General features: G+C 55.8%; 21 protein-coding genes. 8 read left to right on the forward strand and 13 right to left on the reverse strand.

The window, feature by feature from the left end; translation table 11 throughout:
* Window positions 1-302 precede the first annotated feature (302 nt).
* The gene (locus tag ABD890_RS11825) at window positions 303-1700 is read left to right on the forward strand and encodes a hypothetical protein (RefSeq protein ID WP_345089185.1); all 1398 of its coding nucleotides are present in this window, start codon (window positions 303-305) and stop codon (window positions 1698-1700) included.
* Between the two features lie 241 nt (window positions 1701-1941).
* Complete coding sequence (locus ABD890_RS11830; protein WP_345089188.1) at window positions 1942-4353, forward strand: PAS domain-containing hybrid sensor histidine kinase/response regulator; 2412 nt, start codon at window positions 1942-1944, stop codon at window positions 4351-4353.
* 86 nt (window positions 4354-4439) lie between these two features.
* Here ABD890_RS11830 and ABD890_RS11835 read toward each other — a convergent pair whose 3' ends face one another.
* From ABD890_RS11835 to ABD890_RS11895, 13 genes are all read right to left on the reverse strand, one after another.
* Entirely contained in the window at window positions 4440-6998 is a 2559-nt protein-coding gene (locus ABD890_RS11835) for a DNA gyrase subunit B (RefSeq protein WP_345089190.1), read from the reverse strand.
* A 108-nt stretch (window positions 6999-7106) separates the two neighbouring features.
* A complete protein-coding gene (locus ABD890_RS11840; protein ID WP_345089194.1) occupies window positions 7107-7421 on the reverse strand; it encodes a DciA family protein in 315 nt (104 codons plus the stop codon).
* 86 nt (window positions 7422-7507) lie between these two features.
* The gene (gene dnaN, locus ABD890_RS11845; protein ID WP_345089197.1) at window positions 7508-8623 is read right to left on the reverse strand and encodes a DNA polymerase III subunit beta; all 1116 of its coding nucleotides are present in this window, start codon (window positions 8621-8623) and stop codon (window positions 7508-7510) included.
* A 404-nt stretch (window positions 8624-9027) separates the two neighbouring features.
* On the reverse strand, window positions 9028-10110 hold the full coding sequence (locus ABD890_RS11850) for a DnaA ATPase domain-containing protein (RefSeq protein ID WP_345089200.1): 1083 nt from the start codon (window positions 10108-10110) through the stop codon (window positions 9028-9030).
* A 114-nt stretch (window positions 10111-10224) separates the two neighbouring features.
* On the reverse strand, window positions 10225-11373 hold the full coding sequence (locus ABD890_RS11855; protein WP_345089203.1) for a cysteine desulfurase family protein: 1149 nt from the start codon (window positions 11371-11373) through the stop codon (window positions 10225-10227).
* Entirely contained in the window at window positions 11370-12314 is a 945-nt protein-coding gene (locus ABD890_RS11860; protein ID WP_345089206.1) for a hypothetical protein, read from the reverse strand. Before ABD890_RS11860 ends, ABD890_RS11855 begins: the two co-directional genes overlap by 4 nt.
* Before the next feature lie 62 nt (window positions 12315-12376).
* Complete coding sequence (locus ABD890_RS11865) at window positions 12377-12586, reverse strand: hypothetical protein (RefSeq protein ID WP_345089209.1); 210 nt, start codon at window positions 12584-12586, stop codon at window positions 12377-12379.
* Between the two features lie 221 nt (window positions 12587-12807).
* Window positions 12808-13671, reverse strand: coding sequence for a universal stress protein (locus ABD890_RS11870; RefSeq protein WP_345089212.1), 864 nt, complete (start codon window positions 13669-13671; stop codon window positions 12808-12810).
* 168 nt (window positions 13672-13839) lie between these two features.
* The gene (locus ABD890_RS11875) at window positions 13840-14361 is read right to left on the reverse strand and encodes a DUF3592 domain-containing protein (protein WP_345089215.1); all 522 of its coding nucleotides are present in this window, start codon (window positions 14359-14361) and stop codon (window positions 13840-13842) included.
* A complete protein-coding gene (locus ABD890_RS11880) occupies window positions 14361-14861 on the reverse strand; it encodes a DUF3592 domain-containing protein (RefSeq protein ID WP_345089218.1) in 501 nt (166 codons plus the stop codon). Before ABD890_RS11880 ends, ABD890_RS11875 begins: the two co-directional genes overlap by 1 nt.
* 12 nt (window positions 14862-14873) lie before the next feature.
* Entirely contained in the window at window positions 14874-15389 is a 516-nt protein-coding gene (locus ABD890_RS11885; RefSeq protein WP_345089221.1) for a DUF3592 domain-containing protein, read from the reverse strand.
* A gap of 3 nt (window positions 15390-15392) precedes the next feature.
* On the reverse strand, window positions 15393-15926 hold the full coding sequence (locus tag ABD890_RS11890; protein WP_345089224.1) for a DUF3592 domain-containing protein: 534 nt from the start codon (window positions 15924-15926) through the stop codon (window positions 15393-15395).
* A gap of 549 nt (window positions 15927-16475) precedes the next feature.
* The gene (locus ABD890_RS11895; RefSeq protein ID WP_345089227.1) at window positions 16476-16676 is read right to left on the reverse strand and encodes a hypothetical protein; all 201 of its coding nucleotides are present in this window, start codon (window positions 16674-16676) and stop codon (window positions 16476-16478) included.
* 314 nt (window positions 16677-16990) lie between these two features.
* Here ABD890_RS11895 and ABD890_RS11900 point away from each other — a divergent pair, with 314 nt between their 5' ends.
* The 6 genes from ABD890_RS11900 (at window position 16991) to ABD890_RS11925 (ending at window position 24025) form a co-directional block, all read left to right on the forward strand.
* Window positions 16991-18763: a hypothetical protein gene (locus ABD890_RS11900; protein WP_345089229.1), complete on the forward strand. Its 1773-nt coding sequence runs from the start codon at window positions 16991-16993 to the stop codon at window positions 18761-18763.
* A 108-nt stretch (window positions 18764-18871) separates the two neighbouring features.
* The gene (locus ABD890_RS11905) at window positions 18872-19390 is read left to right on the forward strand and encodes a dihydrofolate reductase family protein (protein WP_345089232.1); all 519 of its coding nucleotides are present in this window, start codon (window positions 18872-18874) and stop codon (window positions 19388-19390) included.
* Between the two features lie 203 nt (window positions 19391-19593).
* On the forward strand, window positions 19594-21141 hold the full coding sequence (locus ABD890_RS11910) for a TolC family protein (RefSeq protein WP_345089233.1): 1548 nt from the start codon (window positions 19594-19596) through the stop codon (window positions 21139-21141).
* 249 nt (window positions 21142-21390) lie between these two features.
* Complete coding sequence (locus ABD890_RS11915) at window positions 21391-22092, forward strand: dioxygenase family protein (RefSeq protein WP_345089236.1); 702 nt, start codon at window positions 21391-21393, stop codon at window positions 22090-22092.
* 80 nt (window positions 22093-22172) lie between these two features.
* Window positions 22173-23090: an EF-hand domain-containing protein gene (locus ABD890_RS11920; RefSeq protein ID WP_345089239.1), complete on the forward strand. Its 918-nt coding sequence runs from the start codon at window positions 22173-22175 to the stop codon at window positions 23088-23090.
* A gap of 221 nt (window positions 23091-23311) precedes the next feature.
* Window positions 23312-24025 (forward strand): hypothetical protein, encoded by a 714-nt coding sequence (locus ABD890_RS11925; RefSeq protein ID WP_345089242.1) that lies wholly within the window; start codon window positions 23312-23314, stop codon window positions 24023-24025.
* The last annotated feature ends 3 nt before the right edge of the window (window positions 24026-24028 follow it).

Here is a 24028-nt window from a genome sequence, read left to right on the forward strand (position 1 = left end):
CCTAATGCGTTCAGTTTGTCAAAAAAGCGGATTAGTTCGTCGGCAATTCGATATGAAATCTTGAAAGAATTTCGTTCGCTGTAAGACTAGATGAGGTATGCTTTTCCAGCTGAAAACGATCAGAATGGCAAACTTTAATGTTTGCCAGGCAGCACGATTTTTGCGAGTCTAAACAGACTCAACTGCGTGGAAGAGGCGCCCCGTTTAAGGGAGTAGAACCGATCTGGAGCGAGATGGATTTCGTCGGCGGATAGGCCTCGGTGGTCGTATTCGAAAACCAACTTGGTCAGGAAACTTGAACCATGAAACTCGCTCATCTTAAGAAGGTGTTCGTAGCCCCGGCACTGCTGAGTGCCTTGGGCATGAGTGCCAGCCCGGCTGCAGCTCAAAGCTGCGGTGGCTGTGGCCCGTCGTACAAAATCGTCACCCAGACCGTCTACGAAGAACAGCCGGTCACTGCCTATCGCCTGGAATATGACCGGGTCGAAGTGCCAAAGCAGGTGACCTCGTATCGCCCTGTCTGGGAAACCGAAACGCGCGAACGCCGCTTCACCGTGGCCAAGCCTGTGACGGAAACTTCCGAGCGTGAAGAACGCTACACCGTGATGAAACCGGTGTGGGAAGAACAGATGCAGGATCGTAGCTACGATCGCGTTCGCATGGTCAACGAGACCGAAATGCGCGAACAGGTCAATACGGTCCTTCGCCCGGTGACTGAAACCCAGTACTACGATCAGCAGACGGTCGTTCGTCGTCCCGTGACCGAAACGGTGATGCAGAACCAGACCGTCACCATGTATCAGCCACAAACCGTTTGCCGTACCCAGTACGTCGATCAAGGTGCTTACCAGACGAGCCAGGTCTATACGCCAGGCGCGGTTCGTAATCGTCTGCGTTGGACCACCGGCCAGACTTACTTGGATCCAGCCACCGGTCAGTACATGTACGACCGTGGAGGTCTGCACTGGATTCCTCAGCAGCAACCAGGCACGGTCAGCAATGTGACCCAATACGTGCCAAACGTGGTTGCTCAGCAGGTCCCGGTCACGCAGTACGTGCCAACCCAGGTCACCCAACAGGTGCCGGTCCAACGCGTACGCTACGAAGACGAAGTCCAAGTGAACCGCATTCCTTACAACGTCACTCGTTACGAACAGGTCCAGCAGGTCTCGCAGATTCCTGTTACCGTTCAAAAGCAGGTCGTCGAGCGCATCGAGAACGTTGTGCCCGTGAAGGTCTGCAAGTGGGTTCAGGAAGAAGTCGTCCGTAAGGTTCCTGTTTCGACCACGCGTATGGTCTACGAAGAACGGGTCGAACCTTACCAGGTGAAGGTCCAGAAGTGGGTTGCTGAAACCAGCACCGTCACCGAAGTGAAGAACGAGCCAAAGTGGGTTCAATACACCTACACCAAGCGCGTTCCTCGCACCGTCACCATGCGAGTTCCTCTGGATGCCTATGGCAATCCGGTCTATGTCGCTCCGGCTCCAGCGGCCGCTGCACCAACGCCGGCTGGTTCCGCCAACAGTGTTTTGACCCCGCCAGGAACGGTTGTTGAACGTCGTATCATCAACAACATCGTCCCCCCTTCTCCTCCGACCGAGGACCAGGAAAAGGACGCCAACAAGATCAACAGCGCTAAGGGGAACGATGATTCGGCCTCCCCAAGCGATGGCGACGACACCGGTCGTCCTGAACTGTAAAAACCAATACGACCAAGTTGGTAACCTAAAGGGGCCCTTTCTCACGGAAGGGTCCTTTTTTCATGCGCCGGTCGTAATTTGGATTTTCCCCCACTCAGCCACCAGATCAGATCTGTTTGAAACCCAACAACCTGCGTAAAATGGGGCCTTCCACCCTGCCTCATCAATCTCGGGGAAGTATGAGCAGGCATTCATCTTTCCCAGTACTGCGCGCTCGCAGTAACTTTATTGATGGTTCTGCATGGATTTCTTTCTGAATCTGTTCGATACGACCGATTTCCCGGCACGCTGGTACTGCGGAACCTGGTCGCCTGGTCTGGGCAGACTGCACATCATTTCCGATCTCGGAATCTGGTCGGCCTACTTCGTCATCCCGGCGTTGTTGGCCTATTTCGCCTCGCGCCGTAAAGACATTCCGTTTCGCAAAGTCTTTCTGCTTTTCGTTGCCTTCATTCTGCTGTGTGGTCTGACCCATTTGATGGACGCGGTCATTTTCTGGTGGCCTGCCTATCGATTGTCTGGCCTGTTGAAACTAGCGACCGCAGTCGTGTCATGGGGCACCGTCGTTGCGATCGTGATGAACATTCGGGAAGTTTTGTCGCTACGTTCGCCAGAAGATCTGCAGCGAGAAATCGATGCTCGCATCGCTGCCGAGAAAGCGCTGCGGGAAGCGAATGAAGTCCTCGAACAGCGTGTTCAAGAACGAGTCGATCAGCTCAACAAGGCCAACGCAGAACTAAAAGAACGCGAAGCACGCTGGCGTAAGTTTACGTCGTCGAACATCATCGGCGTGGGTTTGGCCGACGCGGACGGCAGTTGGATAGAGGTCAACGGCGAACTGTTACGCATTTTGCATTGCACGGAAGATGAGTGGAAAGAAGAAGGCCTTAGTTGGTACGAGATGACCCCGCCGGAATACCGGATCCGTGACATCGAAGGCATCGCGACGGCCGACAACGAAGGCGCTTGTCCGGCGTACGACAAAGAATACATCGCCAAAGATGGTTCGCGGGTCCCGGTTACGCTGGGCTATACCCCAGTCGAAGATCGAACCGGCCAATACATCTGTTTCGTGCTCGACCGATCGCAGTTACGCGAGACCGAACTTGCTTTGAAACAAAGTCAGGCCGAGTTCTTCCAGATGGCCGATGCTATTCCACAAATGGCCTGGATGACACGTCCCGATGGTTACGTCGATTGGTTCAATGATCGCTGGTACCAATATACCGGTGGTTCGCTGGACGATTGCCTGGGATGGGGCTGGACCGATTACCTCGATCCGACCGAACTTCCCCGCGTCAAAGCGGCCTGGGAAAAGAGTATCGCAACCGGAGAACGAGTCGACGTTGTCGCGCCGATTCGTGGTCAGGATGGAAAGGTTCGGCCGTTTTTGACCCGTGCCTTGCCCCTTCGCAACGAAGCTGGTGAGATCGTGCGATGGTTTGGCACCAACACCGACATCAGCGAGCAGCAAGAGATCCAGGAAGAACTTCGTACCGTCGCTGCGCAGCTTTCCGATGCGGATCGCAAGAAGGACGAATTCCTGGCGACCCTCGCGCACGAACTTCGCAATCCGTTGGCTCCGATTCGCATGGGTCTGGAACTGATGCGGATGGCGGACGACGATCCCGAGTTGATTGAAGAAACCCGGGCCACCATGGAACGCCAGACCAAGCAGTTGATTACATTAGTCGACGACTTGCTCGATGTTTCGCGCGTTACCCGGGGCAAGTTGAATCTACGAAAAGCGGAAGTAAGACTTACCGATATTGTCGAGAGCGCGGTGGAAACATCGATGCCGCTGATTGACGATTCTGGGCATACGCTTGAGATCATCGGCGACGATCTCGACATCACCCTCCACGCCGATCCGAATCGCCTGGCTCAGGTTGTCTCGAATCTGCTGAACAACGCAGCGAAGTATACGCCTGATGGCGGCAAGATCACACTAACACTGGCGCAACCCGATCCGGATCATGTGACGATCATTGTCAAAGATACCGGCATCGGGATTCCGCCTGAGATGATCGAAAATATCTTTATCATGTTCACCCAGATCGATCGTTCGATGGAACGTCGTTATTCGGGCCTGGGCATCGGATTGACGTTGGTCAAGTCGCTTGTCGAAATGCATGGCGGCACCGTGTCGGTTACCAGCGAAGGGCATGGCAAGGGAAGCGAGTTTCAGGTCTTGCTGCCAACCAACGAAGCGAACCAGCCCAAGCCGCCCGAAGATATTCCGACCGATTCTGTCTCGCTCAAGCGAGGCAAACATCGGGTGTTGGTGGTCGACGACAACAAGGCCGCCGCCGACATGCTGAGCAAAGTGGTCAAGATGCTTGGGAACACCGTGATGTCGGCCGAAGATGGTCACCAGGCAATCGACGTGGCCGAGAAATTCCGTCCCGAAATCGTTTTGATGGACCTGGGGATGCCGAAGATGAATGGTTACGAGGCGGCTCGTTACATTCGCCAGCAGCCTTGGGGCAAAGACATCCTACTGATCGCTTTGACAGGCTGGGGCCAACAGGAAGATCGCGAACGGACCACCGATGCCGGCTTCGATCATCACCTGGTGAAGCCAGCGGAGCCTGCCGAACTGCAGCGTCTGATTAACCAGTTCCGCAATGACGACGACCTTCGTTCCCCGTAAACGGGAATTGCAGGTCACGATAGACAATAAAAAAAGAGCCGATGTCGAATCGGCTCTTTTCGTTTGGTCTGATGAAACGCTCGACGTTAGACGTCGAGGTTTCGCACGTCGAGAGCATGCTTCTCGATGAACTCGCGGCGAGGTTCCACCTTGTCACCCATCAGGATGCGGAACATATCGTCGGCGGCCGAAGCGTCGCTCATGGTGACTTGCATCAAGGTTCGGTTCTGCGGATCGAGCGTCGTTTCTCGAAGCTCTTCCGCGTTCATTTCCCCCAGGCCTTTAAAGCGGGTCACTTGCAGGCCTTTTTCACCCGCACTTCGCACGGCGGCCAGAAGACCTCGCAGGTCTTCCAGTCCGGTTTCGTTCTCACCGCGACGCAGTTTGTACCGCGAATCGGTACGACCAGTGCGTTCCTGCGGAATCAAGGCCTGGATGTCAAAGCCAAGTTCGTTCAGTTCGCCCAGCTTGATGTTGATGGTTCGCACTTCATGCATTTCGGTGATGTGCGGGACCTTGCTTGGATCGACTTCTTCTTGCGGCTTTTCTTCCGCTTCGACCACGCTACCTTCCACGACATTTTCGTCTGCGGGAATGGTGCTTTCCGGTTCCGCCAGGACACCCTTCTCTTCCAGAAAGGCATCGACGTCCTTCTTATTCACGAACCAGTGATCTTCGGGACCGAGCACCACGCGGAAGACTGGCAGTTTTTGAGAAACAGGGTCTTGCCGGACGGCATGGATCTTCAAGCCGATACCGCGGCGTTCCAACGCAACGATCGCTTCTTCCAGCGGAGCCAACGTGCGGCAGAGCTTCTCCATGTTCTCGCCTTCGATTACCTCGTCCGTTTCGCCAACGAACGCACAATCGGCCAGACCATTGTCGAGAAGCTGATTCTTCATCTCTTCTTCGGTCTGCACGTACCAGACATTCTTCTTGTTCACCACGCGGAACAAGGGTGGCTGTGCCACGTAGACGTGTCCGCCGGATACCAGTTCGTTCATCTGGCGATAGAAGAACGACAGTAGCAAGGTACGAATGTGCGAACCGTCGACGTCGGCATCGGTCATGATCACGACCTTGTTGTACCGACGCTTGTTGATGTCCTGGTCCTGGCCGATTCCAATCCCGATGGCCTGGAACATGCTGCGAACTTCTTCGTTGGCCAGCACTTTGTCTTCGCGAGCTTTGTACGTGTTGATGATCTTACCTCGCAGCGGCAAGATCGCCTGGAAGTCTCGCAAGCGACCACCTTCGGCCGAACCACCGGCCGAGTCACCTTCCACCAGGTACAGTTCGCACTTCTCCATCTCTTTCGAGATACAGTCACGCAGCTTGCCAGGAAGACCGCCGCTGCCGAGCACGTCTTTACGATTACGCAGCAGGTCGCGAGCCTTACGAGCCGCTTCACGAGCCTGACCGGCCAGCAACGCTTTCTTGACGATGACGCGGGCAACCTTTGGGTTCTCTTCCAGGTACTTGGTCAAGAACTCGCCGAAAGCGGAGTTGATATAGCTTTCAACTTCGCTGTTACCCAACTTGGTTTTGGTCTGGCCTTCAAACTGAGGCTCTGGCACGCGCGTGCTGATGATCGCCGTCAAACCTTCGCGGAAGTCGTCGCCCGACAAGGCAACGTCCTTGATCATGTTTTCCTTCTTGGCATAGTTGTTCAGCGTTCGGGTCAGTGCGGTCTTGAACCCGGAGACGTGTGTACCACCTTCGTGCGTGTTGATGTTGTTCACGTACGAATGCAGGTTTTCGGTGTACTCTTCGCTGTACTGCAAAGCGATTTCGTAACCAACACCTTCGGTGAAACCACTCAGGAAGATCACGTCCGCGTGCAGGGCATTGGTGGCACGATTGAGGTGCTGAACGTATTCGATCAAACCTTGCTCGTACCGGAACTCGTCCCGATCGTTGGTTCGATCGTCGATGAAGACAATCCTCACCCCTTGGTTCAAAAACGCCAGCTCTTGCAGACGCTTTGCGAGGGTGTCGTGATTGAACTTGCTGACGTTGAAGATCTGACCGTCAGGCTTGAAGGTGGTCTTGGTTCCACGCTTCTTGGTCGGCTGTCCCTTCTGGACCGGACCTTGCGGAACACCTCGTTGATATTCCTGCTGCCAGACGAAACCGTCGCGATAGACTTCGACTTCGCACCATTCCGACAGGAAGTTCACCACGGTCACGCCGACCCCGTGCAAACCACCGGAAGTCTGGTAGGCACCCTTGCTGAACTTGCCGCCGAACTTCAGCACCGTCATCACCCCTTCCAGGGTCGAGACGTCACGGCCGACTTGTTCGGAAAGCTGCGGGTGGCGATCGACCGGAATACCACGGCCGTCATCTTCCACGGTGACCGAGTTATCGTTGTGAACCGTCACGGTCACGCACGTGGCAAACTCGGCCATTGCTTCGTCGATCGAGTTGTCGACCACTTCGTACACCAGGTGATGAAAACCACGGGTCGAACGGTCGCCGATGTACATACTCGGGCGTTCGCGAACGTGCTCGAGGTCGGACAGGTGTTCCAGGTCGCTCGCCCCATATTCCGAATTGGCTTTCGCCTGCTCGGCCTGCTTGGCGGCTTCCTTGTTTTCAACATCTCCGGTCGGCAGATCTTGAGGTTCGTTCGGTTCGGTCATGTTTGCTTTTCGTTAGGTATCGTACGACAAGTTTTGTTCGGTAAGTGTTCTGTGTTCCGAGGATCAACCTCTGCCAGGCAGAAGGAACCTGCGTCGGGGCGAGCGAACTTAATCGATGCGGCCCACTTTGATCTTCAGGTCGGTGATCCCGTGATCGGGGAGTTGCTCTTGGAGCGACTTCAGTATTTTTGGTTTCTGGAAACTGATCATCTGGCTGATCGTCGAGTTGGCGACCATCACCAGCAAGCTTCCACGGTTCACGTTGCCGGCGATGCTGTGCTCGGCCAGTCGTTCTCCGGCGGCAACCTCCCAGGCCTTCTGCGTGGCATCGGCCGTTTGAACCTGGGCGTAGCCCTTCTGGACCATCAACTGGGCCAAGGTTCCCTTGATCGATTGCACTTTGCCTGGCTGTCGCTGGCTCATGTCTGTTTCATCCGTTGAAGGTGATGCCGACTAATGGCGGGCAGTCCGTTTCGCCTGTTCCGCACAACACATCGAATCGCCCGCGTCTACCGATCTCGCGCCAATGGCATAACCACGTAGTCGTAGTTGTCGTCGGTGCTGAACAACGCGGCGCTTTCGGCGTTTTGAATGTTGAGCGTGAAGTTCGATTCACTTCCCAACACTTTGTAGAAGTCGGCGACGAACCGATGGTCCATCGTGATCTCGACATTCTCGCCGTCGTAAGGGATTGGGATCTCGACGCGAGATTGGCCCACCTCGGCCGTACTGCTCGACAGGACCATCGAGCCATGACCGAAGGTGAAGTCGATCCCACGGCTCTCGTCGGACGTCACAATGGCTGCCTGGCGAAGCGCGGCGAATGCTGGCCCAACCGAAAGTTCGATATGGGCGGCTTCGCGTTGTTCGGGGAGCACGTCTCGCCATTTCGGGAAGCGACCTTCCACCAGGCGAGCATAAATCGTGGCTGGGCCAACTTTGACGAGGACGTCATTCGTGCGGGAAGCGATCTGCACGGTTGCATCCAGATCGGTCAGGCTGCGTTCGATCAACTGCATGGCTCGCGATGGAATGATCGTCATTGCATCGGTGTTGCCATGCCCTTCGACCTGAGTCGCGGGACCTTCCATCTTGGCCAGACGACGTCCGTCGGTGGCGACCGCGGTGATGCTGTTCTCACCCAGTTCCAACAACACGCCACCCAGGGCATAGCGGCCGCTTTCGGTATCGGTGGCGAAGAGCGTACGGCGAATCAGTTCTTTGAGAACCCGAGCCGATACTTCATGGTACTTCGTTTCCGCGAATCCTTGCACGGTGGGAAACTCGTCGGGGTCTTCGCTCGACAGGGTGAACTTACTGGTTTGTGCTTGCACGACGGTGCGGGACTCTTCCCGTTGCACGCTGAGTCGCTCATCGCGAACCTCCTTCAAAATAGACCCGAATCGGGCGACTGGCAGAACCATGCTGCCAGGCTGCTCAACTTCAATGCCTTCGACCTCGATGCGAACTCCGATCTCCATGTCGGTGGCCATCAAGATCGTGGCCTTTTCGGTGGCGTCGAGTTTGACGTTTTGCAGGATCGGCTTGGGACTTCGGCTAGGGGCCACCATCGCCGCCGTCTGGAATGCAGTCTGAAACTTCTCGCGTTCGAACGTGATTTTCATGGAGCTCGTGAATCCAACAAATGTCTTCTTTATAGTTTTTCGAAAGAGTAGTAGTAGTAAGGAGACGCGTCGAGCTGTCGATAACTGGCATTGGGCAGGTGTTTGGCTCGGTGTTCTTCGAATCAATCCACTTCGATTAGGATGTGAAAAACCTGGCGCCAAATGGTTGCCTTTCTGTCGTTTTCGCGTCGATGAATTCGCTAGCGGTGTTGGTGATTTCTAACGGCGTCGATAGCCGGCAGACTTCCAACATTTACGCACACAAACCCAACATCTTTTCCACTGACTACTCCTGTTTGCAGACCTCGTTCAGGTCCACCATCATTCAAATCTCTTGCGGAAGCGGCCTGATTTCTCCAGTCGGAAAAGCTTCTGGTCCGCTTCGAAATTCACACCCTGATCGGTCAGTCGGTGCTGCGTTGGAGAATCATTTCTCGCAACTCAGTGATTGCTTCCCGTAGCGCGATGTCCTTCTTCATTTTGGCTTCAATGCTGCTGACGGCATGCATGACGGTGGTGTGATCGCGACCGCCAAAATGTTTGCCGACTGCTTTCAGACTCTCTTCCGTGAGATGTCTCGCCAGCAGCATCGCAACGCTGCGGGCTTGAACGATACTTTGCCGCCGCGAACTTCCCTTCATGTCGGCCACCTTCACGCGGAAGTACTTGGCCGTCAGAAGCGAAATCGCACGCAGGCTAATCTTCGCTGTGTTGTGCTCGCTCTTCAGTAAGGCGTCGACAATGGTCGTGTCGATCACCTGGTTCGCGGTGGTCTGAGCGATCAATCGATTCACGATCCCGCTGAGCTGCAACAAGCCATGCGGAAACGCGACCGCCAACTTCTGCGCGGCCATGTGCGTGATCTGACGATGGTGACGGGTCGCGATGCCTTGAATCAAGACTTCGCGGGTTCCCTGCTCGGGTAGGACGACCGGAACCAGCAAGCCGGCCGAAAGGCGGCTGCGAAGCTCCGATGAAAATCCATCCATCGCAATTGGGTTCTCTCGGCACGAAACCAACACCGTGCAACCGCGGCGTTCCAGTTCGTCCAGCAAATGCAGCAAGATCTGCTGCATCGAAGGAAAGTGCAACAGTTCGTGCACATCTTCCAGAACGAGAACGTCGGTCCCGAAAAACTGGGTTCGCGTTTCGTTGGCGGTCTCTTGCCGCAATGCGTTGCCATACTCGCGAGCGAAATCGCTACCGGTAATGGCCAGGATCTCGAGATCGGGATCCTTCTCGACGAGAACGCCCGTCAGACCCTGCAACAAGTGCGACTTGCCAGAGCCACTGGGACCAAAGAGAACCAACGGCGAAAACTGCGAAGCATCTTGCTTCAATGCTTCGACCGCCGACTGAATCATGCGGTTTTCTGGCCCCGCCACAAACGGGCGCAAGCCCTCAATGGACCGCTTGGCGGACCCAATTAGGGCGGGATCCTCTTGCCGGACCCAAGGCAAGGCAATGGTGATGATCTCCGTAACCACCCAAACTCCGTCGCTCGTTTGCCGAAGTGTCTGTCAGACAACCAGTTAACCAAGCCACGATTATAGAGGTTTTCCACAGCGAAAACTAGCCATGGTGGGCGATTCTTCGCGGTTTTACGATCGACGTAACCTATTGATGCAATTGAAGATGCGGCTTGCGACTTCGTCGACTTCCGCCTGCGTCGTGAAGCGACTCAAACTTAAACGAATCGAGCTGGAAATGATCGACGGGTCGGCCCCACTGGCTAGCAGCGTGGGGGAAGGTTCCGACGACCCGCTAGCACATGCCGAACCGGTGCTGCAGGCGACCGCCGCCATGTCCAATGACATGACCAGCGCCTGCCGATCGATTCCTGAAAATGACACGTTTGAGGTATGGGGTAATCGAGGGGCATCCAGACCGTTAATCGTGATGTTTTCCGGGCCGATTAGCTCGCCCAGCAGCATTTCCAGGCGATCTCGGAGCTCTCGCATCCTTGGTTCGGCCTCGGCCTGGTGTTCGATCGCCAGTCGCAGGGCGACCTCGAAACCGATCGCCAACTCGACACTTTCAGTCCCAGGCCGCATCGCCAACTGCTGGGCCCCGCCGAACATTGCCGGATTTAGCTTCACACGATCGTCCAGGATCAGCGCCCCGATCCCTCTCGGGCCATGGAACTTATGCGGCGTGATCGTCATCGCCGACGCCCCCAGTTCTCGGAAGTTCACCGGGATCTTGCCAACAGCCTGGACTGCGTCGACATGCAATGGGACCCCGTTTTCCCGGCAAATTTGGGCGATTTCGGCGGTTGGTTGCAGTACGCCAGTCTCGTTATTGCCCAGCATCACACTGACCAGCCGCGTTGGTTGAGCCAATGCCTGACGTAGGGCATCGATTTGAACGACCCCCGCCGAATCGACCGGCAAGACTTCCATCGATTGCCCCAGTTTGGCCAAGTGCTCGGCCGCTTCGCGAATGGAAGGATGCTCGACCGCCGAAATGACGACCTGACCGGGGATATCCCCGCCCAGACCAAACAAGGCGAGGTTGTTTGCTTCGGTTCCGCCACTCGTGAAAACAAGTCGATCGCTGGCAAATCGTGTGATCTCGCCACCGACTAAATTGAGAATGCTTTCTCGCGTGTCATCGAGCCGCCGACGAGCCTTCTGCCCTGCCTGGTGCTGGCTGGCAGGGTTCAAGAAAGCAGACTGATAAGCCTGACTCAAAGCTTCAGCGACTTCGACCGCCATTGGCGTGGTCGCATTGTTATCGACGTAAATCAAAGATTGGTTTCTTCTTCGGACGAAACCTCGGCTGCCGGTTCAGGCGTCTCGGCTTCATCCTTCTCAGGAGCTGGGGGAAGCTGATCGAGCGCCGACTTGGCTTCGGCCGATTCGGGCGAGAGCCGCAGTACTTGCTCGAAACAGAAACGAGCGCGGGCATCCTCTTGGGCGTCTTGAGCTGCTTTGCCTGCTTTCAAGTAAAGCTCGATCAGAAACGGATCTAGGCTCGCCTTGCCGATTTCTTCCTGCTTGCGGGTCGCTTCGGCCTTGGCTTCATTCGACAAATCCGAGATCGGTTCGTCGTAGCCCGATTCATCTTCTTTCAAGGTAGGCTGCTTGATCGGATTGTCGTCCTGCTGACTCAGGGACACCGTGTGGTGAATGATGTCAGGAACCAGCAGATACATGTTCCCTTCGGCCATTTTCTGGATCTCGGACCACATCAACGAAGCGTATCCAGGATTCGACCGACTCCACCGAGCCAGGTTGATGACTGAGTTTGGCTGACTCATGTCGAGGTAGCTCACCAGGATGTTGGCATCGCTGACGTAGGTGTGGCCATGCATCGTGTGGCTGACCGTGACCCAGTCGGTCTTTTTCGCTTTGCCGGACGAAGTAATCCACTTCTGTTTGACTAGATCGTTCTCGAGATTCCCGGTGTTATTGAAGTACTCGGTCGCGGTCAGTCGGTAGCCGAGGATCTCGAAATAGCTGAACTTCCGCCGCTCGAATCCATCGGCCGAGAACTGCTGACCGGAGTGACTCGACGTGCTGAGAATGACCAGGAAGGCAACGAACAAGATGACCAGCCCGATCAAAACCACCACGAAAACGCGGGTCATGATCGAGTTGGGCGAGGCGTTGGCAGCTACGGTTCGAGTGGAGGAACTCAAGCGATCGGTCCCCTGGGAATCGATAGATCGGGCCGGAAAACGGGACATCGACGTTTTCCATTACTTCCCAGTTTAGTATCTGACCGAGGCGTTGACGAGAATCGAGTCCCCTACCTCAGGTTTTGCAGGGCTCCGAAGGCAACCAGGCCGACGCCGGACAGGGCCATCACGCCGAAGACAATGCTGAAGATCATGTCTCCCTGACCCATGATTATCCACATGATGCCGGCCATCAGTACGTCGGAGGCCCCTGCCATCATGAGCAAGGTTCCTGTGCTGATTTTGCCAGATCGGCGCGTCAGGTGCTTTTTCAAGGGCATCAACCGGTCTCCTGAAATCAAAGAAGCAATTATCGTGGTCGGTACAAGAGCCTAGGCAGAATTCCGTTCGGGATCGATCCCAGCAGGCCGTTATTCGCCGAGAAACCACGGGCATTGGCAATTTTGCCGCGGAAATCGCGATGTACCAAAGAAAAAGACGGATACCACCAGCCCAGAAGCAGGTGATATCCGTCGATGATTTTCAGAATGCAGGTGCAACTCTATTTGTAGAGGAACAACGGGCAGCCGGCCGTTTCTAACATCTGGTTGGTCGACGAACCGAACAATGTTTCTTTGAAGCCACCGCGGCCATAGGCACCCAGCACCACCATGCGTGGGCTCAGTTCCTTGACCTTCTCGGCCAACAAGTCGACCACGCGACCTGTCTTGGGAACGTAGTGCAGTTGAGCACTCAGGCCATGGAACTGAAGGAACTTGTCGGCTTGTGCCAGACGCGTCTGAGCCTTCTCTTCTTCGCCACTGATGCTCACGACGTGGACTTCTGTCTGTGGGCCACGAATTTCGAGCAACGTCCACATCTGCAGTGCGTGGGCTGCCGGATTGCTTCCGTCGTAGGCGATCACCACGCGATGGTTGTCCGGCATCTGCTCGGGATAGACGATCACCGGACGGGCGTTGTCGATCAGCAACTTGCGAACGGTGGCTCCGACATCTTCGCTGGTTTCGTAATGGAAGTTGGTATCGCGACCGATCAGGACAACGTCGTGGCTGAGGGCCTGGCTTTCGATTTGTTCGTAAGGGAGACCTTCGCTACGGATCGCGGTGAATGGAATGCCTTCCGAACTGCAACGATCTTCGAAGTCCTTCAGAATCTGTTCGGCACGCTCTTCCGCTTCTTTGATCAGCGTGTCGTCGCGATGCTTCTTGTACGCGCCGGCACCGATCGGAACGCTGGTAGGTGCCTTGATGCCAGGGATGTCGACCACGGCAACGCCTGACAGATGAATCGCGTCGGTGCGGCCTTCATTCTGTGCCGCGTATCGCTGGCAAAACGCGATGGCCATTTCCAGCGCGGTTCGGCTGGAGGGAGAATTATCGAGGGCCAAAAGTGCGCTGCGAATCATGATAGTGTTCCTTCCCGAAGGGTCGTAAAGACGGGAGTGAGACCGCAAAACGGATGGTCGCGTCCGATCGACCGTTACCTGCCGTCGCCGTACCTGCATTGTAGCATTGGTTTAACGTCGTCGGGATGGTCATCGAATCGAAATTGTCGTCCATCCACCAACTACATTTTACGGCATCACCTTCATGCTGCGGACTAACAATTGGTCGGAAAAATCGGGCCAATACGTCATCAATGGAACGGAGATGCTCATCGAGAGCCACATCAGCGCGATTATGATGCTTGAGAAGGATCCGTGCTCGACACCACCCACTAAGGTGCATTGATCTGGCCGGCTCGGATTGTAGTAGACCTGGACTTTTCGTCCTGGTTGTAGGATGTCGAACAGCTCTTGGTGGTCTTCGATTTGTTTGGTCGGATGGTAGCTAAACGAGATGCGGTTTCCCGTGTGTTGGTCCCCTGCCCTGTCCTGGTAGTGATATTGCAGCTTCACCAGGTAGATAACTTCTTCACCATGCTTAGTCTTGCGTTTGCAAGGGTCGAGTGAACTCTCTTCGATCGTGGCGACGGTCTCTTCCCAGCGACGTGATCGCCAGGCCAGATGCAGCTCGCGAATGCCGGCCACCAGCAGCAGTATTCCGATCAGGTTGAAGAACGCCAGCATGGCCGCCGGCAACCAGAAATCAAACATTATTCGATCACCGTGATCCGCGCCGGAAGGCTGTCTCTACTGCGACGATTGCTGATTAAAATCGCTCCGCCCAGCGAGAAGACAATCCACAGAATCCCTGCCAGGATGTTAAATCGGACACCACTAAAGACGCCGGCGATTAACGTCGAATCTTCGGGACGCTTTGGGTTGTAGCGCACTTCGACTTGTTTGCCCGACTTCAGTTTGTTGACGATCTTTTGCGGAAGCTCTTGGCTATCGGTAACACCATAGCCAAACCCAATCCGCTCTCCTTCGTAGTTGGCACCATTGACTTGATAGGTGTACTTCACCTTCGCTTCGAATCGTGTGCCCCCTTTGCCGCTGGCGAACGAACGGAGCCGAGCATCAACAATGTCTCCCTTAGCGGTCGGCCATTTTTCGGCTGAGTAGCCTTGGACCACGTCAGTCATGCCATAGCTCAAGATGGCGACTCCAATGAGCACCAGAGCAGAAAACAAAACCTTGACATAGATATTCATGAAGTAGCTTCGCTAGTGCACGACCAGGTCATGCACCAGTCCCGGGTCACCGGCAGCAATCAGGAAATAGCCGATAGCGATCCCCAAGGTGATCGAAAGCAAAAGGACACCTATCGCAATCTGAGAAAGCATTCCAAGATCGACGCCCGGAATCAATACGCTTCGCTCAGGAACGACCGGATCGTAAAAGACCGTGAACTGAGGCGTCGACTTCAACCACTCGAGCAAATCTTCATGATCCTGCCGATCTTGCGTCGGGCAATAGCTGGGGGCGATCACGGTTCCTTCATAAGGTCGGCCGCCAGCCATGTACTCGTACTTGAGTTCGACCTGATGGACAGTTCGCGACGACCTTCGATTTTTATGGACGGTCTCTTTCACTTCGGACTGAATCAACTTGCCCGGCGCACGCTCGTACCTGGTCGATTGCCAGCCGCGGTAGAGATCGCGCAGGCCATAGCCAAGGACGTACAACGCACCCAGGTTCAAGGGGACCAGAATTAGTGCGGCGATGATATCGGATGTCATGGCTTACCTAACCGATCGAGAGATATGAGCGGAAGGACTATTCCAGTGCTCTAGTCGCTGGATGAACTTTCGTACCGGTACGTCGCACACGACCAAGGCCATCATCGAAAAGACAAACCCGAGCCAGGCCAGCCCGAATACGATCATCAGAAATGCCGACCGGCGAATCCCAGGGACCAGGCAGCTTTCGCTGGGATTGGCCGGGTTGTAATAGACATCGACGACTTCGGCAGCTTTCAGTTTACGATGCAGGTCAGCATGCAGTTTCTCGCGATTAGTACCGTCGTAGCCAAACGCAATTCGGTCGCCGCGGTAAGACACGCCCTCTACCTGATAAGCGTATTGCACCTCGCACCTCCACGAGTGCGAATTCTTATTGGTATGCGATTTCAGCTCGGATGAAACGATTTCGCCTTGGACCATCGGCCACTGGGTTGCCTGATGCGCTTGAAAGATCTGACCGAGTCCGTACCCCAAAAAAACGACGCCAAAGGCGACGAAGATCATGAGAAACAAAATAGGAAACAGCCGGGCCATGTGGAACTCGAAGCGGAGGAAGCGAGATCAATCGGACGGGGGAACCGTCAGTCACTACAAGTAAGGTTTCGACCTTCGTAGATGAATGTTGCCGAAATTTCGAAGTTCGCCAGCAGAACGGCGACATGTGGGTTACCGATGGTAGCGAATCTGTCGGCTGATCGGTCTTTCGCTATCGGCTCCCCTCGATGGTGGAGGTGCTGGACTCAGTTTGACAAGAAAGGACGGATACAGCCCCCGAATGGCAAAAATTCACGTCACCTGGACCACGGAATGTTGTCTCAGAGAGTCTATGAGCAGGCCCCATCTGCTTTGTACCCATCGACATACCCCGATCCCCATCCGAGGTGCCCCCATGTTGCTAACGACCCTTTCCGGCGGAGCGTGCTGCGTCTATGCCTTTGCTTCACTCTTTGTGACTGGCTACTGGGCCTGGCGCGTCTGGCTGAAGTAGGCAGACCGATTTTGCCGGGCGATCACGCGCAGATCGCATGACTGCATGAAGTCCATTGCGGCCGGAAGAGCCGGCCGATGCTTCCCATAGATTTTTTAAAAGACCGATCGCTGCAGCGACGAAATCAAATCGCGATGGCGCGCTTCGCACTGTCGCATTTGTTGTTGGATCGCTTCCTCTGCCTCGGCGGAAGTCGCTTCTTTAAGCTGCGACTTGTAGCGGTTCATTGTCGAGTCGAATTCTTCCTGAGCAGCGACCATGGCGTTCTTGCAGCCATCGACGTGAAGACCTTCCATCGTGTTTTTCCTTCTTTCGGGATGCCACGAAATGCCTCTATTGTTCTGGTTTAATCCATCGGCACCTCGAACGCAAAGCCCCCACAAAACGATCGCACAACTTCGCGGTTAAAACAGAAAAAGTCGCGGAAATTTCATTCGCCCGTTCTGCAGAAATGCTCTACATTCGGAACTAACACCCCTTAACTCAAGTCTTGAACTGCCAGTTTGCAAACGACTTTTCTCCTGGCAGATAACCGAGCGAGATGGCTACAAAATAGCCACCTCACCTTCCGGAAGTCTTGAGTCCCACACCTTTTCGTTCGCGACGCCCCATGAGTGCTTACCTGATCTTGATGGCGATGTTTGCCATTGCCTGGAGCGTGGTCGGGTATGGCGTGGCCAACCTCTGTCTGAAGATGCGATGGAACCTGGTGGGCGGGTTTCTGCTGGTTGCTTTGGTAGCCATCGTACCGGTCGGCTTCGCGATGATGGTCTTCGAACACGGGGCCACCCAAGCGGGAATGCCCTGGACGATGACGTTCTCTTCTCTGGGAATGATTCAGTTCTCATTCGAGGTCATGCAAATCAGCAGTTGTGCCGGCTATTTGATCGGTGCACTGTTCGGCGCGATTACCGGTCTGCTGCCTCATCAAACGGAAGAGGGCAAACGCGAACGTGCGGCGCGAGGTCGCACGACCTGGAAGATGATTGTCTTGGGACCTCTAAGCGTGGCAGTCGTGTGGGCGTTGTTCTTCCTGGCCGACATGCGCGCGATCGACCGGCTGAAAGAAACACGTCAGAAGCATCTGGCGATCCTGGAGACACAAGAGGAGGTCGCGCCTCGGCAGGTTAACGATGCGGCCCATGTCCACGATTCGCTGATCATCTCGTTGATGCAAGATCCCAATCCAGACTGGGTGCTCAAGCTGAAGCAAGACGCGGCAGAGCGAAAGATCGCGATCTCGACAACCGACAGCGAACTGCTCAAGATCTTTCTGCCCAACTTCGACCAGACCGACGAGGTCCGCAAGTACGTTCATCGGCATCAGGAAGCCTTCGAGAAGCTTCGCGAAAACGTGCTGGATGTCGGCCAAGAGTATCGTCATTGGAACCCGGCCGTCGCTCGGTTCACGGCCGTTCATGCGTTGGTCGAAGTGCTCGACAACGATGTCGACTCGGCCCTGCTTGATCTGCAATTGCTGGGGCTGATGCAGCAGCAATCGATCGATGCCCGGGTCGAAGACTCGATGGATTTCGCCGAGATTGAAGCGTTTCGGTATCTCGTCTTTCAAGCGTTTCTCGGTCACATCAGTCCTGTTCCGGACAACGTGTATCAAGAGATGCTCGTCGATATGGGAGACCTCAGCGGGGCGATCCGACGCAATCTGAAACGCGATCTTAGCCAAGCGGTGATTCGTTCGATCGACGATCAACTGGCGATGAGCGAGGTGAAGCCGAACGAGTTCAAAGCATGGTATCGAATGGCGGCCGAGCGGATTATCTATCAGGAAAACATCCCGAATCGATTTGCTCGACTCCAGCAGCAAATCAACACCGGCTTTCTGCCGACGTCGGATCGCTATGCCAACTCGGTGCATGCGAAGTTCCCTGGAATTTTGGTTGATCGTAGCGCGTGGGTAAGTACCTCGGCGGCCTTCTATCATTGCCAACAAGCAACGATGGTTTGGTCGAATCATCACTCGAGGCTGGAACTGACGCGGGCGATTCGCCTGGTCGAACAGCATAAGCTGGAACAAGGAAGCTATCCTAGCGCTCAAGAGTTCCTGTTGGCGTCCACATCAGAAAGTTGGAGTCCGCCATTTGTGATTGGCTATCACACGCTGCAGCAAGGCCAACTGGGGAAGGTCGACAGTGCCGTGGTTTTCGCGCCGACGCATCGTCAGCTCGACGATCACCTGGCGTTGTTTCTTGGTCCGTCGGTGTTTGTACTGGTCGACAATCAATCGAGATCCCCTGCCCCGCGGCAAAGCTTCATGGTGCCGACCTGGGGGACGCTGACCAGTGTGAAGGACCCGCTCAAATTGATCATTCCTTCCAGCGCCGCTAGCGGATCGAATCAGCCGGCGCCGATGCCAAAAGATTGATCGGAACATCTCGAACCGTTTCTTCCTGGTGACGTACCCAAGGCTTCAAGGATTCGCTGCACCGATTCCCTTGCGTCTGTAAGAAACAGCGTTTGGAGAAATGATTCTGTGAGAAAGATTATCTACTTCGTCACGGCCAGCCTGGATGGATACATCGCTCGGCCCGATGGGGCGATCGATTGGCTAACCCAGGCCGAAGGAAACGAGGACTTTGGTTTCTCGGAATTCCTGAATTCGATCGACACCGTCATCCAAGGTCGGACTACCTACGAACAGGTCCTGACCTTTGGCCCCTACCCTTATGCCGAGAAGCAAAACTACGTCTTCTCTCGCAAGCTGCTGCAATGTCAGCACGCCGAGATCGTCCGTCAGCCGGTGACCGACTTCGTTCGCTGGATCCGAAAGCAGCCTGGCAAAGATATCTGGCTGGTTGGTGGTGGTCAGCTAGCAGCATCGTTCCTGCATGCCGGAGTGATCGACGAACTGAAGGTGTTTATTCAGCCAATCATCCTGGGACAAGGCTTGCCGCTGGTCTCGTATGTGGGACGTGATACCCGCCTGAAGCTCAAGAACTCGAGCACCTTCCAGCAAGGTTTGGTACAGATCGACTACGACATCCTGCAGTAGTTTCCTACTGGCATCCCACTCTTTCGCCTGAACGACCCGCCGAAACGCTATATCTTCCCAGCATTGGACTGCGGAGACGAAAGCTGTGCCTCTTTTGCGTCAACGCAGTTTGTCTGTACTGCCGAAAATTCCCACAGTGTGGATTATTTCGATATTCGCGTTGGCACTGCTTGCAACGTCTGCTGGCAGCACTGGGGGCGACGATGGTGGATTGGAAAACGAATCGTGGAAATTGGTGGATTGCCCTCGGCCTGACCGGCATCGTGGGCTGTACCAGCGGACCTGGTTCGTGGAAACAAGCCTATCACGAACCGGTCGCTCCGCCGGAAGTCTCGGCCGCTGCCAAGTTGCCGGCGCAAGTCGCCCAACCAGTTCCTGAAGCGGAACTGGTTTCGCACGATCAACACCATAGCGTCATCGAATCGACGTCGCTGATTCCAACCGCGATCCTACCGCCGCAGAACGAATTGATCGACGGGCCGATTTTTAACATTGCCCAGGCCCCGACGCCTCCGCGCGTGCCAACCTCCGCCGAACCAGGCGTCACGTTGCAGTACATGCAGGACCTGGCCTTGGCCAATAATCCAACCATTCGCCAAAGCTCGGCCTCGGCCTTGGCGGCATCCGACTATCAATACCAGGTCGGTCTGTCGGCGAACCCAATCGTTGGTTACCAGGCCAGCCAGTTGGCTGATGCCAACACCGATCAGCATGTGGTCTCGGTTGAACGCGAATTCGTCACGGCCCATAAACTTGGCCTCAACCAGAATGTGCTCGGACATGCGGCTGAAGCCCAGCGCTGGGATGTCGAGTCGCAACGTTACCGGGTGATGACCGACGTTCGTCTGGCGTTCGTCGATGCCCTGGTTGCTCAGCGACGGATCGATGTGATCGAAGACTTCCAGACCGTCGTGGCGAAAGGTGCGGATCTGGCCAAGAAACGCTTCGAGGCCCGCGAAGCTTCGCAGTCGGATCAGCTTCAGGCCGAGATCCAACTCAACGAAGTCGAAGTCCTCCGTCAGCAGGCCGACATCGCCTGGGAAGCTGCCTGGCAAGAGATGGCCGCGACGGCAGGCGTGCCTGATATGGACCGGGCCCGACTCGATGGCGAGCTGAGCCCCGATTCGGCCAACATGAACTGGGAGAACATCTACTCCACGTTGTTGGGCAGCAGTCCAGAGCTTCGCGCCAGCTATAGCCGCGTGAACCAGGCCCGAGCCAACATGTCTCGCCAAGAGGTTCAGGCCATCCCGAATGTGACGGCTCAGCTTCAAGCAGGTCACGACAACGGAACCGGCAGCGGGATGGTCAACCTTTCCGTCGGTGCCCCGATCCCGGTCTTCAACGATAACAGTGGCAACATCTCGGCGGCCTATCGCGAGTACTGCCGTGCGACGCACGATGTGAAGCGGATCGAGATGTCGCTGAAGGCTCGCTTGGCGGGCGTGTCGAAGGAATACGACTCGGCTCTGGTCGCCGTCAAACGGTACGAACAACAGATTCTGCCGAAGGCAAAACAAACGCTCGACCTTGCCGAACAGGCCTACACCGCTGGCGAATTCTCGTTCATCCAGGTATTGATCGTGCGACGCACGTACTTCGATACCAACCTCAACTACATCACGGCTCTGGGCGATCTAGCCAAAGCTCACGCCCAGATCGACGGTCTTCTGCTGACCGGCGGCTTGGATCAGCCAACCGACTTCCAAGGTGGCGACGCCCTGCGAGGCCAGACATTTGGCCAGCAGTAAGCCAATCGGTTAGCACTAGGCGGCTGGCCGAATACCGATAGCCTGCGAACCATTACCCTGGGAAAGGTCGCCTTTCCCAGGGTTTTTTCGTGCCTTTATCCACCTTAAGGGAGGGGCGCGCCACTTTCTTTTAACGGTTTCGTTAGTAGAAATCGGAACTCTGTTGCGTTTCCGTGGTTGAATGGAAGAGGGACAATGGCAACGTGTCCCTGGCTTTTCGACTATCGCGTTGCCTGCAGAGGAGATTTCATGAACTCGTCTCGATTCGGTTCCGGCCGACGTGCTTTCCTGGGTTTGATGGGCTCGGCGTTCTTCACGACGCCAGGGCTGTTCGCCGAAGAGTTGCTCAAGCCAACTCCGGCCCTGACAGAAGGTCCTTTCTATCCCAACAAGATGCCACTCGATCAAGATAACGACTTGATCATCATCAAAGACAGCACGACGCCAGCCGTCGGACAGATCACGCATCTGACCGGTCGCATCCTGACCGAGAGCGGTTCTCCCATGAAGGACGCAACGATTGAAATCTGGCAGTGCGATGCCAACGCTGTCTATTTGCACACAGCGGACAGCGACAAAAAACAAGATCAAATCGACCGCAACTTTCAAGGCTTTGGTCGGTTTACCACTGGGAGCACCGGAGAGTATCGCTTCCGCACGATCAAGCCGGTCCCCTACCCAGGCCGGCCGGCGCCTCACATTCATATCAAGGTGAAGCAAGGGGATCGCGAGTTGTTAACAACGCAGTTGATGATTCGAGGTTTTGCCGGCAACGATCGTGACGGCGTGTTCTCTCATGTGCGAGATCCGAAACTGCGTGAGCGGTTGGTCGCCGATTTCAATCCAGTACCCGATTCCAAGATGAACGAGCTTGCCGCTTCGTTCGACATTGTGCTCGGGGCGACTCCGGACGAACGAGATATGCGTCGTCCAGGGCCTCGTCGCTCGTAATCGTGCCGTTGAAACAATCACGAGTGTGGCAGCACACTCACCCATAAACCTCCCCATGAATGCTTAAGAGTAAAAGAACTATGAAAAAGATTTGGAAACACTCGTTAGTTGTGCTTTCGCTGACAATGGTCGGCGCAGCATTCGCCACGGCCAACGCTCAAGGGCGTGAAGGTGGCGGTCCGCGTGGTCCTCGCGAAGGACAACGTGGCGGCGGCGAACGTCAGTTCAACCCAGAAGTGATGATCGAACGGATCATGGGCTTGGACAAAGATGGCGACGGTAAGATCACCAAAGAAGAAGCAGGCGAAAGCCGCGCTGCCGGCATGATCGAACGTGCTGACGCCGATAAAGATGGTGCCGTTACCAAGGAAGAATTGACCAAGATGTTCGAGCGTGGTCCTGGCGATCGCCAAGGTCCTCCACGCGGCGAAGGGGATCGTCCTCAGATGCGTCGTGGCGAAGGGGACCGTCCTGGTCCACAGCGTGACGGCGAACGTGGTCCACGCGGACCTCGCGATGGGGATCGTCCTGAAGGCGACCGACCTGAAGGTGCTCGTGGTCCTCGCGAAGGTGGCCGTCCCGGTCCCGGCGGTCCTGGCCAACGTGGTGGCGCCCGACCAGAAGGTCCAACCCGCGGTGGTTTCGACGGTGCTTCGATGGGCCCTGGCATGCTGCCTGGTTTCGTGATGAACCGCCTCGACCTGAGCGACGAACAGAAGCGAGAACTGCGTGCTCTGCAGGAAGAAATGCAGAAGAAGTTCCAGTCGATCCTGACCGAAGAGCAACGCGACAAGCTGAAGGACATGGCCCGCAACCGTCCTGACTTCCAGGGTCCACGTGGTGAAGGTGATCGACCAGAAGGTCGCCCACAGCTCCGTGGTCCACGCGACGGCGACCGTCCAGAATTCCGCGGCCCTCGTGATGGCGAACGTGGCCCACGCGGTCCTCGCGATGGCGACCGCCGCGAACGCGAAGACGAAGAAAAGGACGATGCCTAGTCAGTCCCTGGCGAATCGATGAGCCTTGCCTGAATACGCGATTCGCCAACGTCTGTTCCGGAAGACCGGCTGCCTGAGCTTCAGGTAGCCGGTTTTTTTATGCGCTGATGATAGCTTCCCCAAGGAATGGGGGAGGCTACGGTAAATCCCTATTTGCTTGGCCCTGCAAGTGCTTTACTATAGGGAACTTCAGTAGATGGACCTACGCGAAAGAAGTGCTTGTGAACTCGGAATTTACAACGATTCGTTCCCTGATTGTTCTCGTCTTTTTGGTGGGACTGCCAGCCGTCGCAATCATGCCGGAAGGTGTTCAGGGAGCTTTGAAGGGAATCTGGCCTGAGAAGGAACCAGCTCCGGAATCGTCTTCTTTGCCGATGATCAACCCAACGACCGAGCTGGGTGGCTTTCCGATGGTCCCGACGACTCACGCCCCGGAACCTGCTTTGCCACCGGCGACCCCGGTCGGGCAGATGACCAGTTTCGATCGGCCTCCGATGTCGCGCGAGCCTGAGTTCAAGCCAGCCAGTTTTGAAGTTGCTTCGGAAGTCGTTGGCCAACGACAAGAGCGGCTCGCATTCCCCTCCCCTGCCAGCGAGATGTCTTCCGACCTTCCGCTCCCGAGCGACCGTTTGACTCCTCCTGAGGGAGACGACTTTGGCCTGGTCTCGCGCGGGACGCAAGATCTGCAAACCGAACTCGATCGCCTGGGTGCGACGTATTACCGTCTGGAATCGTGGGGCAACTCGCCTCGCGTCTATCGTTTCCACTGCACCGTCGCCATTAACATTGGCCAGTCGGAATACTCGCAGCGGTTTGAAGCCACCGGCGAAAGTCCGATGGCGGCCATGCGTCAGGTGCATACCGAGGTCGCAGAGTGGCACAAGCGTTTTTCGGCGTTGAGCCACTCCGACACGATCCACGAGATGCCGCAGTAAGCT

This window comes from Bremerella cremea (assembly GCF_039541315.1).
GTDB classification, from domain to species: domain Bacteria; phylum Planctomycetota; class Planctomycetia; order Pirellulales; family Pirellulaceae; genus Bremerella; species Bremerella cremea.